Origin of the sequence: Streptomyces sp. NPDC048506 (assembly GCF_040651315.1) — a bacterium.
Classification (GTDB): domain Bacteria; phylum Actinomycetota; class Actinomycetes; order Streptomycetales; family Streptomycetaceae; genus Streptomyces.
Window position 1 is genome coordinate 16,749 of sequence record NZ_JBEZIX010000023.1, and the last position, 16,825, is coordinate 33,573.

At 68.3% G+C, this 16,825-nt stretch carries 15 protein-coding genes; 5 read left to right on the plus strand and 10 right to left on the minus strand.

What is annotated here, in order from left to right:
• Window positions 1-82: 82 nt before the first annotated feature.
• Complete coding sequence (locus tag AB0C96_RS19900) at window positions 83-835, minus strand: WXG100 family type VII secretion target (RefSeq protein WP_362918978.1); 753 nt, start codon at window positions 833-835, stop codon at window positions 83-85.
• Window positions 832-1,140, minus strand: a complete 309-nt coding sequence (locus AB0C96_RS19905) for a hypothetical protein (protein ID WP_362918979.1) — start codon at window positions 1,138-1,140, stop codon at window positions 832-834. The genes AB0C96_RS19900 and AB0C96_RS19905 overlap by 4 nt, the downstream gene beginning before the upstream one ends.
• Before the next feature lie 237 nt (window positions 1,141-1,377).
• On the opposite strand from AB0C96_RS19905, the gene AB0C96_RS19910 reads away from it, so the two are divergent.
• The 3 genes from AB0C96_RS19910 to AB0C96_RS19920 all read left to right on the plus strand — a co-directional run bounded on the left by AB0C96_RS19910 (window position 1,378) and on the right by AB0C96_RS19920 (window position 5,757).
• Window positions 1,378-1,788, plus strand: coding sequence for a hypothetical protein (locus AB0C96_RS19910; RefSeq protein WP_362918980.1), 411 nt, complete (start codon window positions 1,378-1,380; stop codon window positions 1,786-1,788).
• A 415-nt stretch (window positions 1,789-2,203) separates the two neighbouring features.
• A complete protein-coding gene (locus AB0C96_RS19915; RefSeq protein WP_362918981.1) occupies window positions 2,204-4,348 on the plus strand; it encodes an ATP-binding protein in 2,145 nt (714 codons plus the stop codon).
• Window positions 4,345-5,757 carry an SUKH-4 family immunity protein gene (locus tag AB0C96_RS19920; RefSeq protein ID WP_362918982.1) on the plus strand — a complete coding sequence of 471 codons (1,413 nt, stop codon included), beginning with the start codon at window positions 4,345-4,347 and terminating at the stop codon, window positions 5,755-5,757. Before AB0C96_RS19915 ends, AB0C96_RS19920 begins: the two co-directional genes overlap by 4 nt.
• A 260-nt stretch (window positions 5,758-6,017) precedes the next feature.
• Here the strand turns inward: AB0C96_RS19920 and AB0C96_RS19925 are convergent, their stop codons facing one another.
• Window positions 6,018-6,377: a hypothetical protein gene (locus AB0C96_RS19925; RefSeq protein WP_362918983.1), complete on the minus strand. Its 360-nt coding sequence runs from the start codon at window positions 6,375-6,377 to the stop codon at window positions 6,018-6,020.
• A gap of 695 nt (window positions 6,378-7,072) precedes the next feature.
• On the opposite strand from AB0C96_RS19925, the gene AB0C96_RS19930 reads away from it, so the two are divergent.
• Together AB0C96_RS19930 and AB0C96_RS19935 are read left to right on the plus strand one after the other, a co-directional pair.
• The gene (locus AB0C96_RS19930) at window positions 7,073-7,402 is read left to right on the plus strand and encodes a hypothetical protein (protein ID WP_362918984.1); all 330 of its coding nucleotides are present in this window, start codon (window positions 7,073-7,075) and stop codon (window positions 7,400-7,402) included.
• Window positions 7,403-7,526: 124 nt separating this feature from the next.
• A complete protein-coding gene (locus AB0C96_RS19935) occupies window positions 7,527-8,534 on the plus strand; it encodes a PE-PGRS family protein (RefSeq protein WP_362918985.1) in 1,008 nt (335 codons plus the stop codon).
• Window positions 8,535-8,905: 371 nt separating this feature from the next.
• Here AB0C96_RS19935 and AB0C96_RS19940 read toward each other — a convergent pair whose 3' ends face one another.
• The 7 genes from AB0C96_RS19940 to AB0C96_RS19970 all read right to left on the minus strand — a co-directional run bounded on the left by AB0C96_RS19940 (window position 8,906) and on the right by AB0C96_RS19970 (window position 16,643).
• Window positions 8,906-10,261: a S8 family serine peptidase gene (locus tag AB0C96_RS19940; RefSeq protein ID WP_362918986.1), complete on the minus strand. Its 1,356-nt coding sequence runs from the start codon at window positions 10,259-10,261 to the stop codon at window positions 8,906-8,908.
• A gap of 87 nt (window positions 10,262-10,348) precedes the next feature.
• The gene (locus tag AB0C96_RS19945; RefSeq protein WP_362918987.1) at window positions 10,349-11,896 is read right to left on the minus strand and encodes a hypothetical protein; all 1,548 of its coding nucleotides are present in this window, start codon (window positions 11,894-11,896) and stop codon (window positions 10,349-10,351) included.
• Window positions 11,897-11,947: 51 nt separating this feature from the next.
• Window positions 11,948-12,253, minus strand: a complete 306-nt coding sequence (locus AB0C96_RS19950) for a hypothetical protein (RefSeq protein ID WP_362918988.1) — start codon at window positions 12,251-12,253, stop codon at window positions 11,948-11,950.
• Entirely contained in the window at window positions 12,246-13,526 is a 1,281-nt protein-coding gene (gene mycP, locus AB0C96_RS19955; RefSeq protein WP_362918989.1) for a type VII secretion-associated serine protease mycosin, read from the minus strand. The genes AB0C96_RS19950 and mycP overlap by 8 nt, the downstream gene beginning before the upstream one ends.
• 245 nt (window positions 13,527-13,771) lie before the next feature.
• The gene (locus AB0C96_RS19960) at window positions 13,772-14,065 is read right to left on the minus strand and encodes a WXG100 family type VII secretion target (RefSeq protein WP_362918990.1); all 294 of its coding nucleotides are present in this window, start codon (window positions 14,063-14,065) and stop codon (window positions 13,772-13,774) included.
• Window positions 14,066-14,187: 122 nt separating this feature from the next.
• Window positions 14,188-14,511, minus strand: coding sequence for a WXG100 family type VII secretion target (locus AB0C96_RS19965; protein ID WP_362918991.1), 324 nt, complete (start codon window positions 14,509-14,511; stop codon window positions 14,188-14,190).
• 485 nt (window positions 14,512-14,996) lie between these two features.
• On the minus strand, window positions 14,997-16,643 hold the full coding sequence (locus AB0C96_RS19970; RefSeq protein WP_362918992.1) for a type VII secretion protein EccB: 1,647 nt from the start codon (window positions 16,641-16,643) through the stop codon (window positions 14,997-14,999).
• Window positions 16,644-16,825 lie beyond the last annotated feature (182 nt).

Here is a 16,825-nt window from a genome sequence, read left to right on the forward strand (position 1 = left end):
GCCCCTCTCAGGAGGGGCGCCCCACCGCCGTTTCGTCTTCGTCATCGTGCCCGTTGGCGACCGGGCCGTGCCGGGGATCCGGTCAGCCGAAGGCCCCGTGCTGGCTGGTGTCGGGGGCGGCGGCCCCCGCGTCCTTCTGCGCCTTCTCGGGCTTCCCCGGCGTCTGAGGCTTCTCCGACGTCCCGGGCTGCTCTGCCGTCCCGGGCTTCTCCGGCTTACCCGAGCGGGCCTTGGGGTCCCGCTCGTCGCCCGTCGCCGGCTCCGGGCCGGCCGGCTGGGTCCGTACGCCCTTGGCGAGGCCCTCGCCGCCGCGCGTCTTGGCCGCGCCGTCCTGGACCGGGCCGAACGGATCGGGCCCGTGCGCGGCCGTGGAGGTGTCCCAGCGGTGCCGTACGACCGGCCCCTGGCTCTGGCCGCCGGCCCTGCCACCGCTGCCGCCACGCCGCCCAAAAGCGCCGCCCAGGCCGTTGGCGAGCTGGCCGAGCGCCATGAAGCCGTAGGCGGTGTTGGTGCCGGACGCCGACTGGCCGCCGCCGGAGTTCTGCACCGGCGGCGCGCCGTGGTCCTGGCCGTCCTTGTCGTCGTCCGGGTGCGCGGCGGCGTTCTCCAGGTCCGCCGCGGCCAGTTCGAAGACCGGCAGCGAATCGTCCACGGACCGCTTGAGACGGTGCCACTCCGCGGCGAACGCCTCGCCCGCCGGGCCGTGCCAGTTGGCCGCGGCCGCGATGCCGACGTGCCGGTCCAGATCGCGGACCATGCCGTCGAGGTGCTTGCCCATCTCCCGCCAGCCGGCCGCCGCTTCGTGCAGGGCGTCGGGGTTGCGTCGCTCGCTCACTTGACGCTCCGCATGATCTCGACCAGGTCGTCCTCGGCCGCCTGCGCGTTGGCGACGGTCTCCTTGATGTCGCCGCCGACCTCGGCGAGCCGCTGCTGTAGCTGGGACAGTGCCTGCTCGGCCTGCTCGTACAGCTCGAGGAACGGCCGGGCCGCCTCCTCGCTGCCGAATCCGTCCCGCAGCGCCTCGGCATCCGCCCGCCGTCTGAATGCGGCCAGCTGCCGGCTCAGTTCTTCCGCGCGTATCTCGAAGGTCGCACCGAGCGCGTGCAACTCCTCCGTACTGAGCCGGACTTCGTCGGACATCATTTCTCCCCGAATTGAATGACAGCTACCTGCCAACATCGCCTCAGGTCTAGCACACCCGCAATAGGCCGGTAGCCCACCGCCGAGTAGCGGACGGGCCGACTGCGGAATGCATACGGAGCAATATGCGGCATTAGCGACAACCCCGCCTTGACGACCCGTTCACACCCGTCATTAGACTCAGGACGCGGGTGCAGCACACGCGGTTGCTGTGCCATGACGTCCAAGGGGGCAGAGATGAGCAACGAGCGGCAGATCCAGGACGAGGACCTGATGGACGTCGCGCACGACCCGGAGCAGGCACACCGGCTGCGCAAGGCACTGAAGGTCCTGGCGGAGAACCCCCATGTGGGCGGCAAGCTCCAGGAGATGGCCCAGGAGGTGCTCGCCGGCCGCATCGGCATGAAGGACGCCATCCAGACGCCGGGCTACATGGACGCCATCGGCGACCGGCTCGGCGAGATCCGGCGGGCCGCGGAGAACCAGACGATGGCCGAGCGCGAGGAGTCGCGCGAGAAGTTCGCCGTCTGGCAGCGGGAGCAGGAGGCGAAGGAGGACGAGGAGCGCGCCGAGCGTGACGGCCCGTCGCTCAACATCGTCACCGGCTCCTCGCGGCGCGGCGGCCGAGGCCACGGCCACCGCGGCTGATCTCCGGGCGCCGTCCCGGCACCCGCCACGGATTTCCGTCGAACGGCCGCTCCGCCCACCGCCGGAAATCCACCAAAGAGTTCATTGCACCGAAAAGGCCCATTGCGTCGGTAGCGGCCGGCGCACGGCACGGAAAGGGAGCAGATCACCCCGTGGAGAATTCGGGGAGATCTGCTCCCTTTCCGCACACGGCCGTCCCGTTTTCTCCATATCCGGCCACTGGAACGACGGACGTCACGTCCGTCCCACCAGCCGCCGGCGCAGCCGCCCGCGCACCCGTCCCGGCCTGCATGTTCCAGTTCCGGTACAGCCGCCCCCGCACCGTCCCCCGCGCCCGGCCCGGAACATAGGATCGGGCCGATAGACGCAGGAATCCACGAAGGTGGAGGCGGGATTGATGGGGGACGGGGAAGCCATGAGCGCCTCAGACGAAGGACACGCCGCACCGGCCGGATACGCACCGCATCCCTATGTCGGCGGCCGCACCGCGGCGCTCCGGGCACTCGCGGCCTGGCGCATGAGCTGGCCGGGCGCACCGCGCGTCATCGTGGTCACCGGAGACCCGGGCAGCGGGCGTTCACGCCTGGTCACCGGCTTCCTGATGATGTGTGATCCCGAGTACCGCAAGCAGCTGCCGCTGGACGACCTGGACCCGGCCACCGTGCCGCCGGACCTCCCCACACCCGCCGTGCCGAACCCCACGGGGCTCACCGCCGCCCAGGTGCTCTGGCTGCTCGCCGACCACTTCGACCTCGACGCGGGCCGCAGTGCGGACATCTTCACCGAACTCGCCGCTCGTGACGAGCCGGTGAGCATCGTGGTGCCGGACGTCGACCAGGCCGGTCCGGTACGCGCCGCGAACGAGCCGGCCCGGCTGGTCCGGGAGGTGCTCAAGCCGCTCGCCGCCACCCCGACCGTCCAGCTGGTCGCGGACGTACCGCGGGCTCTCGCCGCGGAGCTGGCCGAGGCGCTGCCGAGCGGGCAGGTGCAGGTCGTCGATCTGGACGCGCCCGAGTGGGCCGATCCCGAGGGCTTGGCGCTGCACGCCGAGACCGCGCTCGGCACCGCCTCCGGGACGGCGGAACTCCCCTACCTCGCCGACGCGGACGCCCGCCGGGCGCTGTCCCGGGCAATGGCCGAGCGGGCGGCCGGCAACCGGCTGACCGTCCAATTGGCCGCCCAGTCGCTGCTGATGCAGCCCGACGACTTCGACCCGGCGGACCCCGCCCTGCTGCCGGCCACCGTCGGCGAGGCGCTCGACCTGCACGCCCGTCGGCTGGGCGCCGACCCGCAGACCCTGCGGCTGATACTGGCGCCGCTCGCCTTCGCCGAGGGCGAGGGGCTGCCCACCCAGCTGCTGGGGCCGCTGGCGACCGCCGTCGCGGGACGCGACATGAGCCGGGACATCGCCGACGGCATGCCGCTGGTGGCCCCGTTCGTCCAGGCCGCCGAGGCGTCCGGGGACTCCGACGGGTCCCCGGGCGGGAACGGCGCGGCGGAGTCCGACGCCGACGGCGGGCGCCCGCTGCTGCGCCTGGTGCACCCCGGCATCGCCGAGGAGGTCCGCTCCTGGCTGCCGGACGTCCGTGACGCCCAGACCAAGATCGCCATGGCGCTGCTGGAGGCGGTGCCCCAGCAGGACTGGTCCCGGGCCGACCCGTACGTCCGCAACCACCTGGCGGCGCACACCCTCGAAGCCGGCCTGCTCCCCCAACTCCTCACCGACCCCGGCCTGTTCGCGCACGCCGACCCGGTGGCGCTGCGGACCGCCGTCGAGGCCGTACCGCTGGAGCAGCTGGGCGCGCCGGCCCGTACGTACCTGCGGACCGCTCCGCTGCTCACCCGCTCGCAGGCGCCGGCCGACCTCCGGGCGGCGTTCCTGGAGACCGCATTCGTCGAGGACGGGCTGGTGCCCTATGCGGAGGCGCTGCACACGCTCGGCCTGACCCTGCCGTGGCGCACTCTGTGGAGCGTGCCGCTGACCGGTGTGCGCGCGGTGACGGTCGGCTCGCTCCAGGAGCCCGGGGGCGGCGCGGCGTCGGCCCTGGCCGGGGCCGACGGTGCCCCTGCAGCGACCGCCGGCACCACACCCCGCCCGGTCGCCGCCATCCTCGTCCCCGAGGGCACCCTGGGCTCGCGTGCGCTGCCCGGTCCCGCGGACGCCGGTGGGAGCGGCGGCGGGGCGCCCGAGGGCGACGGCACCGCTCTGCTCGTCCACGACCTGGTGGCTCCCGAGTACGTCGACGTCGACCCGTCCCAGGTGGTACGGCCTTCGGAGAAGGCACGGGAGGCGGCGCCCTTCGGCCTCAGCCGAGGAGCCGACTACCTGCGGGTCTGGGCCCGCGCCACCCGGGAAGTGGTGGCTGCCCTGGTGTCCGACGCCCCGATCACCGGCGCCGACCTCTCGCCGGACGGGGTGCTCGTCGTCGCCACCGAACGCGGGGTGACCGCCCGGCGGATCCTGGCGGACGTGCCCGCCGCCACCCCCACCGTGCCGCCCCAGCGCACCGTCACCGCTGACGCCGATGCCACCCACGGCCTCGAAGGAGACCACTCGTGATTACCCAGGCGCAGGCACGCTCGACCGCCGACCGCTGGCTCAACCCCGAGGGGCACCAGGGCCCGCCGCGCGAGGTGGCCATGCAGGAGTTCGACCTCGGCTGGGTGGTGTGGGCCGTTCCGCCGCCTCCGGAGGTCGACCCGGAGACCGGCCGGCGGCGTCCGCCCGCCGAGATCGGCACCGCCTGCGGCGTCGTCGACCGGGCCTCCGGCGAACTGACGGTCTGGCCGTCCGTCCCGGTCGACGAGGTCGTGCGGATGTACCAGCAGAAGCACGGCGGCGAGGGGGGCGCCTCCCCTGCCCCCGAGGCAATGGGTGCCCCCAGGGCAACGACGGGTGCCCCCGGCGCGACAGGGGAGGGCGCGGCACCGACGGCGCCGCAGGAGCCTGCCCGGCCACCGGTCACCGGGCCCGGCAACACCGCCGTGGCGACCTACCCCGACCCGGCGACCGGCGAGGAGACCAACCTCGTCAAGGTCTCGGCCCCCGGACAGCCGCCGGTCGAGTTCCAGCTCCACGCCGAACTTCAGCGGCTCGGCGTGGACCCGGCGAACGTGCGCGCGGTCCACACCGATCTGCGGTCCGCCCTGCTGCCCGGCGGCTACCCCGGCGACTTCGTCCTCCGCACGTTCCCCAACGCCGGCTTCTCGTGCACCGAGGGCTACGGCATGCGCCCCGAGGAACGTGCCGAGGGCGTCGCCGGACTGCTGCGGCACGTCGAGTTGATGCACCGGATGGCGGGGCAGCAGGCGCCTCCGCAGCCGCACCGGGTACCGGTGCCGGAGCGGGTCGAGGCCGCGCCGCAGCTGCGCGACGTGGCACTCGGCAAGCACCTGGTGGAGGTCTTCGGCCCCGAGGGCGTCCACCGCCCGGACGCCGACGACCTCGCCGCGACCGAGCTCCCCGAAGCCACCAGGAACACCCTGCTCTGGGCCGGACTGCCGACTGCCGTCCCGTACTTCTTCACCGCGGACCGCCCCGACGCGCCACCCGCCGGCGGGCTGTTCACGAACGTGGCGACCCATCTGCGCGAGACCGGCACCCGGGCCGAGGAACAGACCCTGGAGACCCTCGCCGGCTACGTCCGCATCGGCACGGACGGCCTCTACACCCTCGCCGTCCAGTGCACCGCCCCGGAAACGAACCAGAGCCTGATCGGCACCGTCTGGGCCGTCCAGCCCTCCTCGGGCGGCGGACGCTTCGTCAACCGCACCCTGTCCGCGTACCTCCGCTCACTCGCCCTACTGGTCACCACCCGCCGGCAGATGCAGGGCATGGACCCGCTCGCGGCGGGCACGGCGGTGGCCGGCTTCCAGGAACAGATCGCGGCGATCGACTCGTGGTCGCTGGACGACACCGGCAACTGGTGGTCACTGGTGGTCGAGCAGATGTGGCACGGGTTGTTCTGAGGGTGTGTGTGGGAGGGAAGGAGTGGGGGGAATGAGGAGCCGGGGCCCCGGGGATGGAGGCTTGAGGCCTGGGCTCGGGGTTTGGAGCGTGGGGGGTTGAGGTTCAGGGCCCGGGGTTCGGAGCGTGGGGCTTGAGGTTCTGGGGCCGGGCTGCGGCGCTCGCGGCGTGGGGCTTGGGATTCGAGGCTTGATATTCGAGGCTCGGGTTTGGGGATTCGCGGTTCGGGTTTCGGGGTTCGGTTCCCCCTCCCGCGTTCCGCTCAGGGCAACAGCAGCCAGTCCGCGGCCAGGGCGGCCGCCAGGCCGATGCCCAGCATCCAGGTGCCGAGTCGGGTCCGCCCGTGCCGGCTGAGCTCGATCACCACGCCGCAGAGCACCAGCGCGGCTCCGTACACCCCGACCACCAGCACCGACGTACGCGAAGCCAGGCGCACCACGAGCACCACCGCCATCGCGGCCATCAGCACCGAGGCCAGGACGATGCGTATTCGCCGTGCCTGACGAGGGGTCAGCCCCACGCGATTCTCGGAAAGCTCCTCGTCGAACGGCTCGTCAAGGGGCTCGTCCAGGGCCTCATCGGGGGCCTCGTCGAGGGGCCCTTCGTTGCCGGGTTCGTCCATGAGCGGGAATGCTACGGGACGAGTGATCGTCCGCACGCCCCGATCCCCTTCCCGGCCTCAACTCGCCCCTCGTCCTGGCCTGCTGGCCTGCTGGCCTGCTGGCCTGCTGGCCTGCTGGCCTGCTGGCCTGCTGGGCACCCTGGCGCTGCCGTCCCGATGCACCGGTCCTGGCGCGAAGGACGCAACACCGGAACACCACATCGCCACGGGAATTTCGTGCGAGTCCCGCAGGCCCTCCGAGACCAGCCGCACACGCGTCCGGGACCGACGGTGCACTTGATCGAATTCCCGCACCCCGGCCACCACCCCTACGAGCGATTTTCCGGACACAAGGCTGACCCATAAGGCCCTCATACCTCAGACGCCCCAACCTCCCCTCGTCTCCCCCACCCCCTCATTGACCAGCAACGCACCAATACTTAACCTGCACTTTAAGGAGCGATGACGCGCCCCCAGACCGGTCGCGACCGCATTCGCCCGCTCCGCCACAAGATTCCGCAATGCCGCCAATGCCTCGCCTGCCGTCAATGTCATAGGCCGGCCAATTCCCCAGAATCTTCACAGCGTTGAACACGGAGATGCCCACGCACCCTCCACATCGTCGCCTTGACATGCCTGTGTTCAGATCGCCTAATGTGGAAGCGTTAGAATCGCGCCAAGAGTCGGCGCGGACGCGTAGAAAAACGGGGGCAATCGTGGCAGGCAACGCATTTGACGTCGATCCGGATGTCCTGCGCTCACAAGGCAACGCGTTCGTCCACATCGGCAGCGATTTCTCCAAGGCCTCGAAGAAGCTGAAGGACGACCTCGAAGGTCTCGGCAGCCCCTGGGAGAACTGCGACTTCGGCGACATCTTCGAAACGATCTACACGCCCATCAGGGACGGGATGTTCGAGTCCATGGACTCGCTGGGCGAGCGCCTCGAAGGCATCGGCGACAAGCTCCAGCACATGGCCACCACGTACGCCGACTCCGACGAGCAGGGCATCCACACCATCAGCGCCGTCGGCCGCCCGGTCATCTGACCCCCGGTCCGCCACAGACGCTTCCGGGGCAGGGCACTGAGTCCCGCCCCACGCTCTTCACCCCAATTCCCAATCTCTCCATTGCGCTCCGCAATCGGCTACCACTGCACGGGGGACGATCACTGTGTCACTGACACTGCCCAGCGAGGTCGCCTGGGTCCTGGACCTGCTCGGCTACAACTGGCCGGACGCCGACGAGGACAAGCTCCACGAATGCGCCCAGGTCTGGCGCAACTTCGCCGAGTCGGTCAACCAGGCGTCCTCCTCGGGCTCTTCGGCGGCCAACGAGGTCGTCTCCGCCAACTCGGGCGAGGCGATCGAGGGCTTCACCAACGAGTGGGGTGAGTTCTCCGGCGGCGGCAACAGCGGGGACAACTACCTCCGCGACGCCGCAGCCGCGGCCGAGGTCATCGCCATCGCCTTCGACGCCGCCGCCATCGCCGTTCTCGCCGGCAAGATCGCGGTCATCGTCCAACTCGTCATGCTGGCCGCGGAATTCATCGCCGCACAGGCGGCCGCGCCGTTCACCCTGGGCCTTTCCGAGCTCGGCGCCGCCGGTGCCACGCAGGCGACCCGTCTGATCGTCCGCCAGATCCTGGACAAGATCAAACGCGAGGTCATGGAAGCGGCCACCAAGGCCATGGAGCACGCCACCATGGACGCCATCAAGAAGATGGCGAAGAAGGCGGTGTCCAAGGAAGCCCGCAAGCTGGCCATGGACTACGCCAAGAAGACGGTCAAGGACACGGTCAAGGACACCGTCAAGGAAAAGGTTGTCGACGCGGCCAAGGAGAAGGCCAAGGAAGCCGGCACCGAGATGGCCCAGAACGTCGCACAGCAGGGCATCGAAAGCCACTTCGGCGCCCGCGACGGAATCGACTGGGGCGAAACCGCCGACATCGGCAAGAAGAAGGCGGGCGAATACGTCGACGGCATCAAGGAAGGCGCCGACGACCTCACCAACCCCAAGACCTACGTCGATCACGCCCGGCAGGACCTCACCAACCGCGGCCTGGACGCGGCACAACGGCATGCCGATCAGCGCACGGGCGGCGCCGCCACCCGCCACCAAGGCGCCACGGATGCCGTCAGGGAAACGGTGAGCGGCAGCGTCGAGGACGTCTTTGGCTGATCAGCCGGCGTACGCACGGGCACAGGCATAAGCCCAGGCATAAGCCCAGGCATAGGCATCCGCCACACCGCACCGCACCACACCACACTCGTGATGCCTTTGTTCTCCGTGGACTTCCTCCACTGAGAACAAAGGCATCACGCTTTTCGGCACCACAGCGGTGCACCTTGCGCCCGCTCATCCACCGCTGTCATCGCTCCTCATCCACCTACGCCTACGCCTACGCCTGCACCTGCACCTGCACAAGGGCACAACTACACGTACACGAAATGACTCGGGGTCCACAGCTCGTACGCTGCGGACCCCGAGTCACATGTCCATGAACTACTTCGACTTACGGCTGTGCCGTGCTCTGCCGTCCCGCTCCCTGCCTACCGGCCGGGCGGCTGCGTGGGCGGCGCCGGCGGGTAGGAACCGGGCGCGCTGGGCTGCTGCTGGTAGGGGTTGTTCGGGTTCGGCGGGTGCGGGACAAAGCCACCGGGACCACCCGGACCCCCAGGACCACCGAAACCACCAGGACCACCGGGCGGCGGACCGTTGCGCCCCTTCTTCTTGGCCACCAGAACCACGACCACGATGATGACGAGAACGACGACCACACCGGCACCAATACCGATGATGGCGCCGGTGCTCATGCCCTTGTCACTGTTGATCTTGTCCGCGCCCGTGTCGTTGCCGGGGGCCTTGGATGAGCTGGGGGACGAGCCGCCGTCCAGCGCGGGCAGCGGACCGTTCTTGGAGCCGGCGGGAACGTCCTTGGTGAGGGCGCTGTAGGGCTTGATGAAGCCGTAGCCATAGTGCGGATCCGGAAGCTTGGTGCCCTTCTTGTCCTCCGGCAGACCGGCGGTCTTCACGAGTCGGTTGGCGATCTGACCGGCGGTGAGGTCGGGGAACTTGGAGCGGAGGAGGGCTGCGGCGCCGGAGACGTAGGCGGCAGCGTCGGAGGTACCGTTGGCGAGGCGGTACGGGTCCTGGACACCCGCGGAACGGATGTAGACGCCTGGGGCCGTCAGCTTGATGTGATCGCCGTAATTGGAGTACTTCCAGGCGTCGAGATGCTTGTCCACGGCTCCAACTGCGAGCACTCCAGGAGCCGACGCTGGATTACGAGGTGTACTTACACCACTGTTCCCAGATGCAGCCACAAGCAGCACATCGTGCTTTCGCGCATAATTAATAGCTTCCTGATCTTCTTGGGAAGGCGATGCACCGATGTAGAATGACATGTTCACGACGGTTGCACCATGGTCTACCGCGTACCGAAGAGCATCGGCATAGTCCGCAGACCCTTCGCCCAACTTGGCGACCCCGCTGCCGGAATTCCCGATGTCCAGTCCAACAGGAAGGATCTTGGCTCCAGGCGCCAGCCCCTTCACCCCATCGGCCCCTCCGGTGCCATGCCCATGGCCAGCGATGAGCGAGGCCATGGCTGTTCCGTGCTCTCGGTCACCGTACGGGTGATCCGCAGTCCCCCCGGTAATGAAGCTCTTTCCTGGCAGGACGTTGCCCTTGAGGTCCGGATGATTGCCATCGACCGGGTCGTCGATAACAGCCACTGTGACGCCCTTGCCCGTGGAGATCTTCCAGATGTCCTCGACACCGAAGGCTTTCAACGCCCACTGGTCGTTTCTGATCTGGTCTGCCGAAGCAACCGGCGCGGTGCCGAAGAGCAGTGCTCCCGCCACTACCGCGCCGCCCACCGCACGCAGCGTCCGCGTGAAGCTCATGCCATAATACCCTTCCTCACAGAGTTGGGGCCCGCAGCCCGAGGGCTGCGGGCCCCAAGCGTCTACCGATTGCTTGTCCGGCCGTTCCTACTCGATGACCCGGGGAGCCACATTACGCTCCGTCGTCCAGGTCTCCTCGTCTTCCACGAGGTAGTCCGGACGGCTGGAGTCGTTCCCCTTGCCTTCGCCCTTGGATCCATGGGCACCGTGTGCGCCGCCCATCATGCCTGCCGGGCGACGTCCGGAGCCAGAACCCGTACCGGCGGCGGTTCCGCCTCGGCTGCGGTGCAGCCCGGACCCACCTTGACCGCCACCGCTGGCCTTACCACCGGCCCCACCGCCGACGATGCCGCCCTTCTGCCGGGCCATGGCTCCACCGGTGCTGACGCCCTTGCCGCCCATGCCCTTGCCTGCCGCGCCACCGTGTGCGCCGCCGCCCATGCCGGGCATACCGGGACGGCCGGTGCGGGCACCACCAGTGCCTGCCGCGCCACCCTTGACACCGCCAGCACCGCCCTTGACACCAGCGCCAGCGCCACCACGACCTGCCATGCCACCAGTGCCTGGCATGCCAAGACCGCCACCACCGCCGCCAGGAATGTTGACGCCTGCGCCACCGCCGCCACCAGGCATGTGAACGCTGCCGCCGCCGCCACCGCCGGCCAGGCCACCGCCACCACCACCGGGGATCTTGACCCCAGTGCCGCCACCGCCGAGACCATCGAGGCCGGTGTTGACGTTGGGAGTCTTCGGCTTCAGCGAACCGACACCACCACTGATCCCAGGGGTCTTCGGGGTGTTCGGGATGTTCGGGGTGTTGATGTTGGGGGAGGTCGGCATCTTGGGAGTGCTGCCGGCCTTCATGCCGCGGTTGGGAATCTTGATTCCAGCGCCACCGCCGCCCTTGGGACCGCCGCCCATGCCCATGGGGGTGGCAATGGCACCAACACCAGCGCCGTCTGTCGGGTCCTTGTGCTCGGGGATCTTGTCGTCGAGGCTGCCCGTCGGCGGCTTGAGCGACGACGACCGCACCACATAGGCGGTGCCCAGGTTCTCCATGGCGATGGCAGCCTCAAGCCGCTTCTTCTGGTGCCCGGACAGGTTGTCCTTGTTCGCATCCAGGATTCCCTGGGTGCTCACACCGTCCTTCTTCAGCGCGTCGTTCAGATCGTCGTCGTCGATCTGATCCGACCAGGGCATCTCGCCCCAGAAGTCATCGCTCCAGTTCCAGCCGTCGTCGACCGGCTTGACCTTGTCGATGGCCTTCTGCAGGTCGTTGGCCGTCTGCCCCATGACCTGCGCCGTGTGGCTGGCGTACGGAGCGCCGTTCCTGAAGTTGTTGCTGACCTTCTGGGCCTGCTTGGCGAACTTCTCTGCCGTGTCACCGTGCCAGGACTCCAGCACCTTCTTGACGGCATCCTCGAACGTCTTCTGGATTCCGCCGCCACCGCCGTCACCTGGTCCGACCAGCTGGTCGTGAAGGTCCTGCCAGTGCTGGGCGACGTCACGGACCTGCGAGACGCTGGAGCCGTCCAGCATGCCCTTCAGTCCGTCGAGGTCGTGCTGATTGAACTTGGTTGTGAACGTCTCCCAGCTGTTACCGCCTGTGGGCACACTGCCCGCATCTCCACCCATTTGTGGACCCCCTTCTCCTTCACCTACAGATCAACCGTTTGGCAGTCAGCGTTAGTGCATGCTGTTGTCGTGCTCGGCGTCCTCGTAGGCGTCCTTCGTCTGCTTGGACTTCTTACCGAACTCGTCGATCATTTTCTCGATCAGGCCAACGATGTTGTCCTCGATGAACGACTTCATATCGTTGTGGGCCTTGTGCATCTTGTCCCGCTCAGCAAAGCCCTTCCCGAGCGCCCCGTCCGGCAAGTAAGTCTGGTTCTTCGCCTTGTCCTTGGGACCGCCCATGTCCTTCAGGACCTGGTTGAGCTCCTTGACGACCTGATCCAGCGCGTCGAGATCGACGCCGTATTCCTTAGCCATGGTTGGCCTCCCCGTGAGTTGTCAGTCCGGTCTTGCGGCGCCAGTCGCGGATGGCGATCGAGGAGCCGACGACCGCGGCGACGGCCAGAAGTCCGCCGCCGACAATGTAGATGGCGATGCGGCCACGCCGTTCCTCGGGGGACTCTCCGATGATGATGGCGGCGGGCTGGATGTTGGAGCCGTCAGCCGTGCTGGAGGGCTTGTCCGGCTGAGGTTCGGCGGTGGGCCTGGTGTCGTCGTTGAGGGCGGCCACCGGGTCGACGACGCCCCAGCCGATGTTGTCGTCGCGGCCCTTTCGCACGCGGTCGGCGGTCTGCTCCAGGTGCCAGATGATCTGCCGCGGGCCCCACGCCTCCTTGTCGTTCTTGTGCTTGGCGACCAGGAGGGCCGCGGCACCTGCGACGTACGGTGAGGCGAAGCTGGTGCCCTGGTCCACACAGTTGCCGCCGAGGGGGACCGTGGAGACCATGTCGACGCCCGGGGCGGCGATGCCGACGAAGTGGCCGGGCTGGGAGAAGGATGCACGTTCGTTGTTGCGGTCGGAGGCGGCCACGGCCAGGACGTTGTCGAAATCGTTGCTGAACGCGGCGGGGTAGATGTTCTTCTCCGCGCCGCTGGCACCGCTGTTGCCGGCCGAGGCGACGATCAGGATGCCCTTGGCCTGGGCGTTTTTGACCGCGGTCCTGAGGGTCGGGAGCTTGTCCTCGCTGGCGGCCGTGCCCTGCGAGATGTTGATGATGTCGACCTTGTCGGCCACCGCGGCGTTGATGGCCTTGGCCAGGGTGTCGGCGGTACCGGCCTGTTCGTCGCTGGTCTGCTGGTAGGCGATGACCTTGGCCTCCGGCGCGAGACCGTAGAAGCCGGACGTCGCGCGGGGGCGGGCGGCGATGATGCCGGCGACCTTGGTGCCGTGGCCGACCTTGTCCTGGGTCGCCTTGCCGTCCTTGACGAAGGTCCTGCCGTGGCCCTCGATGGCGCCCTGGAGCTGCTTGTTGCCCGCGTCGATCCCGGTGTCGATGACGCCGACCCGTATGCCTTTCCCCTGGCCACTGGCCCACATCTGGTTGGTCAGCAGGCGCTGTAGCGACCAGGGGGTCTCTTTGATGTCGTCGGTGCCGAACTTGCACTCACCGCTCTGAAGCGGGGTGTTCTCGTCCGCTACCGCCGGCGCGGCGGCGGCACTCGACAGGCCGACGATGCACGCCGCCGTGACCAGTGCGCCCGTCGCTCGGCGACGGCGCCCGGCTCGTTGACCAATGGCGCGAGATCCCACGGGTTGTCTGCTCTCCATATGTGGCGGATGTGGTGGGTGGGGCGGGGCGAGGGGTGGGCTGGGGCGGGGTGTGGAAGTGCCCGAGAAGGGGCGAGAAGGGGAGGGTCTGGTGCGGATGCGGTGGAGGCGTAGGGCTGGACGGCAGAAGGGCGAGCGCACTGGTGCAGCGCGCTCGCCCTCATTGACCACTGTGCGAGCCGTCGGGCTGCTCAGCCGATCGCCATCCGTGCTGTGCTGACGCGAGGTCAGCCGGCCCAGATACCAGCGTTCTTGTGCTCGGTGGACTGGTAGTTCTGGGCAGCGGTGTCCAGAGCCTTGGCGATGGCCTCCAGCGTGGAGTGCAGGGAGGCGGCGCGCTGGTCCCACTCGCGCTGGCGGGCCTGGTAGCCCTCCTGCGCCGCACCTTCCCAGCTGGCGGCGATCTTCTTGACGCCGGACTCAAGGTCGTCGAGCTGCTGGCGGATGTTGTTGGCCGTCTGACGCACGTCGGAGCTGGCCTGCTGGATCGTCGCGAAATTAACGAGGATCTGGCCTGACATGGTGTCTCCTCAGGAGTTGATGAGCGAGGTCGAATCACATGCCGCAGCGGGCCGGCGAACTGGTCGGCGGGCCCGCGTTTGCGGCGGCTGGGCCGGGCGTCGCGGTCAGCGACGCGGCCCCATCATCCGAACGGGGAAGCCGAGGCGGAGATGTGCGAGATCGACTGCGCCTGCTCCTCTTCGGAGGCGGAGTAGTTCTTGGTGGTCTCGTCGATCGCTTCCTTGATCTCACCAAGAAGCTGGTTGATCCGGTTGCCGTCCTCGTTCACCTGGGACTGGAGCTGGTGGTACGAGGAGGCCGCAGCACCCTTCCACCCGGACGTGATGGTGTCGACGACCGTGTTCAGGCGGGAGAGCTCACCCTGGATCGACTGATTGACCGAGGCGATCTTGCCGCTGAACGCGACCATCTCCTCCTCGGTGGTTGTGTACTGCTGACCAGCCATAGTCAACGTCCCCCATGAGACTCGTACGTCGTACCGCGCCGTGCCGTCAGGGGCGCACGCGGTCGGCATCTACTGCTGACGCCTTTGACTACTTTAACCACTCGATATGCCCGTCCCCAACAGGGGGAGCGCTGTTGTGACGGGATCACAACATTGTCAACTGCCCGTCGCCGAAACGTTGTTCAACGCGCTTCCCATCGGAATCGGACAGATCCGATGCTATCGGTCGAGGACCGGTCATGGCGAGAGAACGACGAAGATCACATCGAGAAGTCCACAGCGATCGATCTATGGACAGCAGTGGACGCCAGTGGATGGCTGTTGACGGCCGCGGATGGCAGTGGACGACAGAGTATGACGACGGCAATTTTTGCCGTGCGCGGATCAATGCATGCGGAAACCTGACGGAATCCGGGACACGGCGAAGGCCGCGCCGATCACCCGTTTCCGGGGCCTTCGGCGCGGCCTTTGCCCATGCCGTCAGATCAGGACGACTGCGGCTTCTTGGCGCTCTGGGTCTCCAGCGCCGGCCCGCTGGAGAGCAGGTTGGACCATGCCTTCAGGATCAGCGGGGGGTGCGTGCCCGCATATCCCAGGTGGGCCCTCGCCTGGTCCACCTCCTGCTTGTCATTGCCGGCCTTGGTGGCGCTGTCGTTGTTCACCGGAATCGAGTAGCGCAGTCCGGTGTCGGTGACCAGGAACAGGCTGCCGTTCGACGCCTTGGGGGTGGCCACCTCCGTGTACAGCAGGCCGCTGCCGGGGGTGACGTACGAGCTGGCACCCGAGGCCATCTTGACCGGGTAGTCCTTGCCGACCCAGGTCTGCATGTCCGGCACGCCGTTCGGGTAGCCGAGCTGCTTCTCCTCACCGCCCGGGTACTTGGTGTTGTGGCCGGTGTAGACGCTGCACGACACGCCGCTCTCGGTGGGGCCGGCCAGGCCGCCGGTCTGCGAGCCGGGCTCGTTGGCCGCGGTGACGGTCTCGGTCGGCCACGGCGAGGGGATGCCGAAGAGCTTGCCCATGAAGGCGCTGGGCTTGTTCGCCTCGTCCGGCTTCGGGTGGACCGATCCGGTGGCGACCGGCACGGCCTCCAGCGCCGAGCGCGAGCCGTCGTTGTTCACCTTCTGCGCGTTGGCGCCCTCCATCAGCAGCTTGGCGATGAAGTTCGTCACCGTCTCCACGCCATCCTGCTCGACGACGTACTTCTGCCCCTCGCTGTCCTGGAGGATCGAGCCGACGGTCTTGGCCTTGTCCGGGACCTCGTTGTCGCTGGTCCGGGCACCCGCGCCGGGGACCATGGGCATGCTGATCCCGGCGGGGGCGGGCAGCTTCAGCAGGGTGTCCATGAACTGCTTGGACACCTTCTGGGGCTCGCCCTTGGTGCCGAAGATGATGCGCTGGAGGTCGCTGTCGCCCTCCGTCTTGCCGCCGGGCGCCCGCCATCCGCTCGCGGTGGAGTTGAACTCGAACGCCATGCCGTCATGGCTGACCAGCCAGCGCTTCTTGTCGGGGTCCTCGACGTACAGCGCCTGGTGGAGGTCGAGCCGGCCCTTCCGGGGGTCGTTGACGGCGTCCTTGTCCTTGCCTGCGAGGACGAACACGGCCTGCTGCGGCTCGCTGTCGGCGACGGATCCGGGGCGGTTGCACACGGCCCAGGTCTTGGGCTTGTCGGCGTCGTCGGCACTGGGCAGCCGGTCGGGGGCGTACGGAATGCCGATGGCGGGCCCGTGCGGAATTTTCCCGTCCAGCTCGGATTCCTTGACCTTGACGACTTGGAACTTCGGGTCGAGAAGGAGCCGGGCGGACGCCAGGTTCAGGATGGGGTGCAGCAGTTTCTGCTTTTTACCGTTGATGTCCGTGCTGTTCAGCACGATATAGCGAGTGGTGGATTCATCCCCGACGATGACGTTTTTCCCCACCTCGTCCCACCCTTGGGGCGCAACCGGCTTGACGATGCCGCAGGCACCGAATCCCACGAGGACCAGCACACCCATCACGATGCTCGGCACCACCGCCTTGAGCGGCTTGGGAGCGCTCTCGATCGAACCGTTCGGCAGCGGCTTCAGAAATGCCGCATTCGTACGCTTTCGAGCGAACGAATACGCATTCAGCTCGTCCCGACGTGATGCCATTGTTGCTTTCTCTCCCCGCCTGTTGGATCCACATCGAACCGCCCCCGGCACTCACGCCGTAGCGCCCTCTACTATGCCGTGTATCGATCGACCCGTACGGTACGGGTGCCAACTTCCAACGCACCAGTCTCCGCGGCGGCCGATACGCGCAGAGGCCCACATCACCAGTAGAGGAGCAGGCC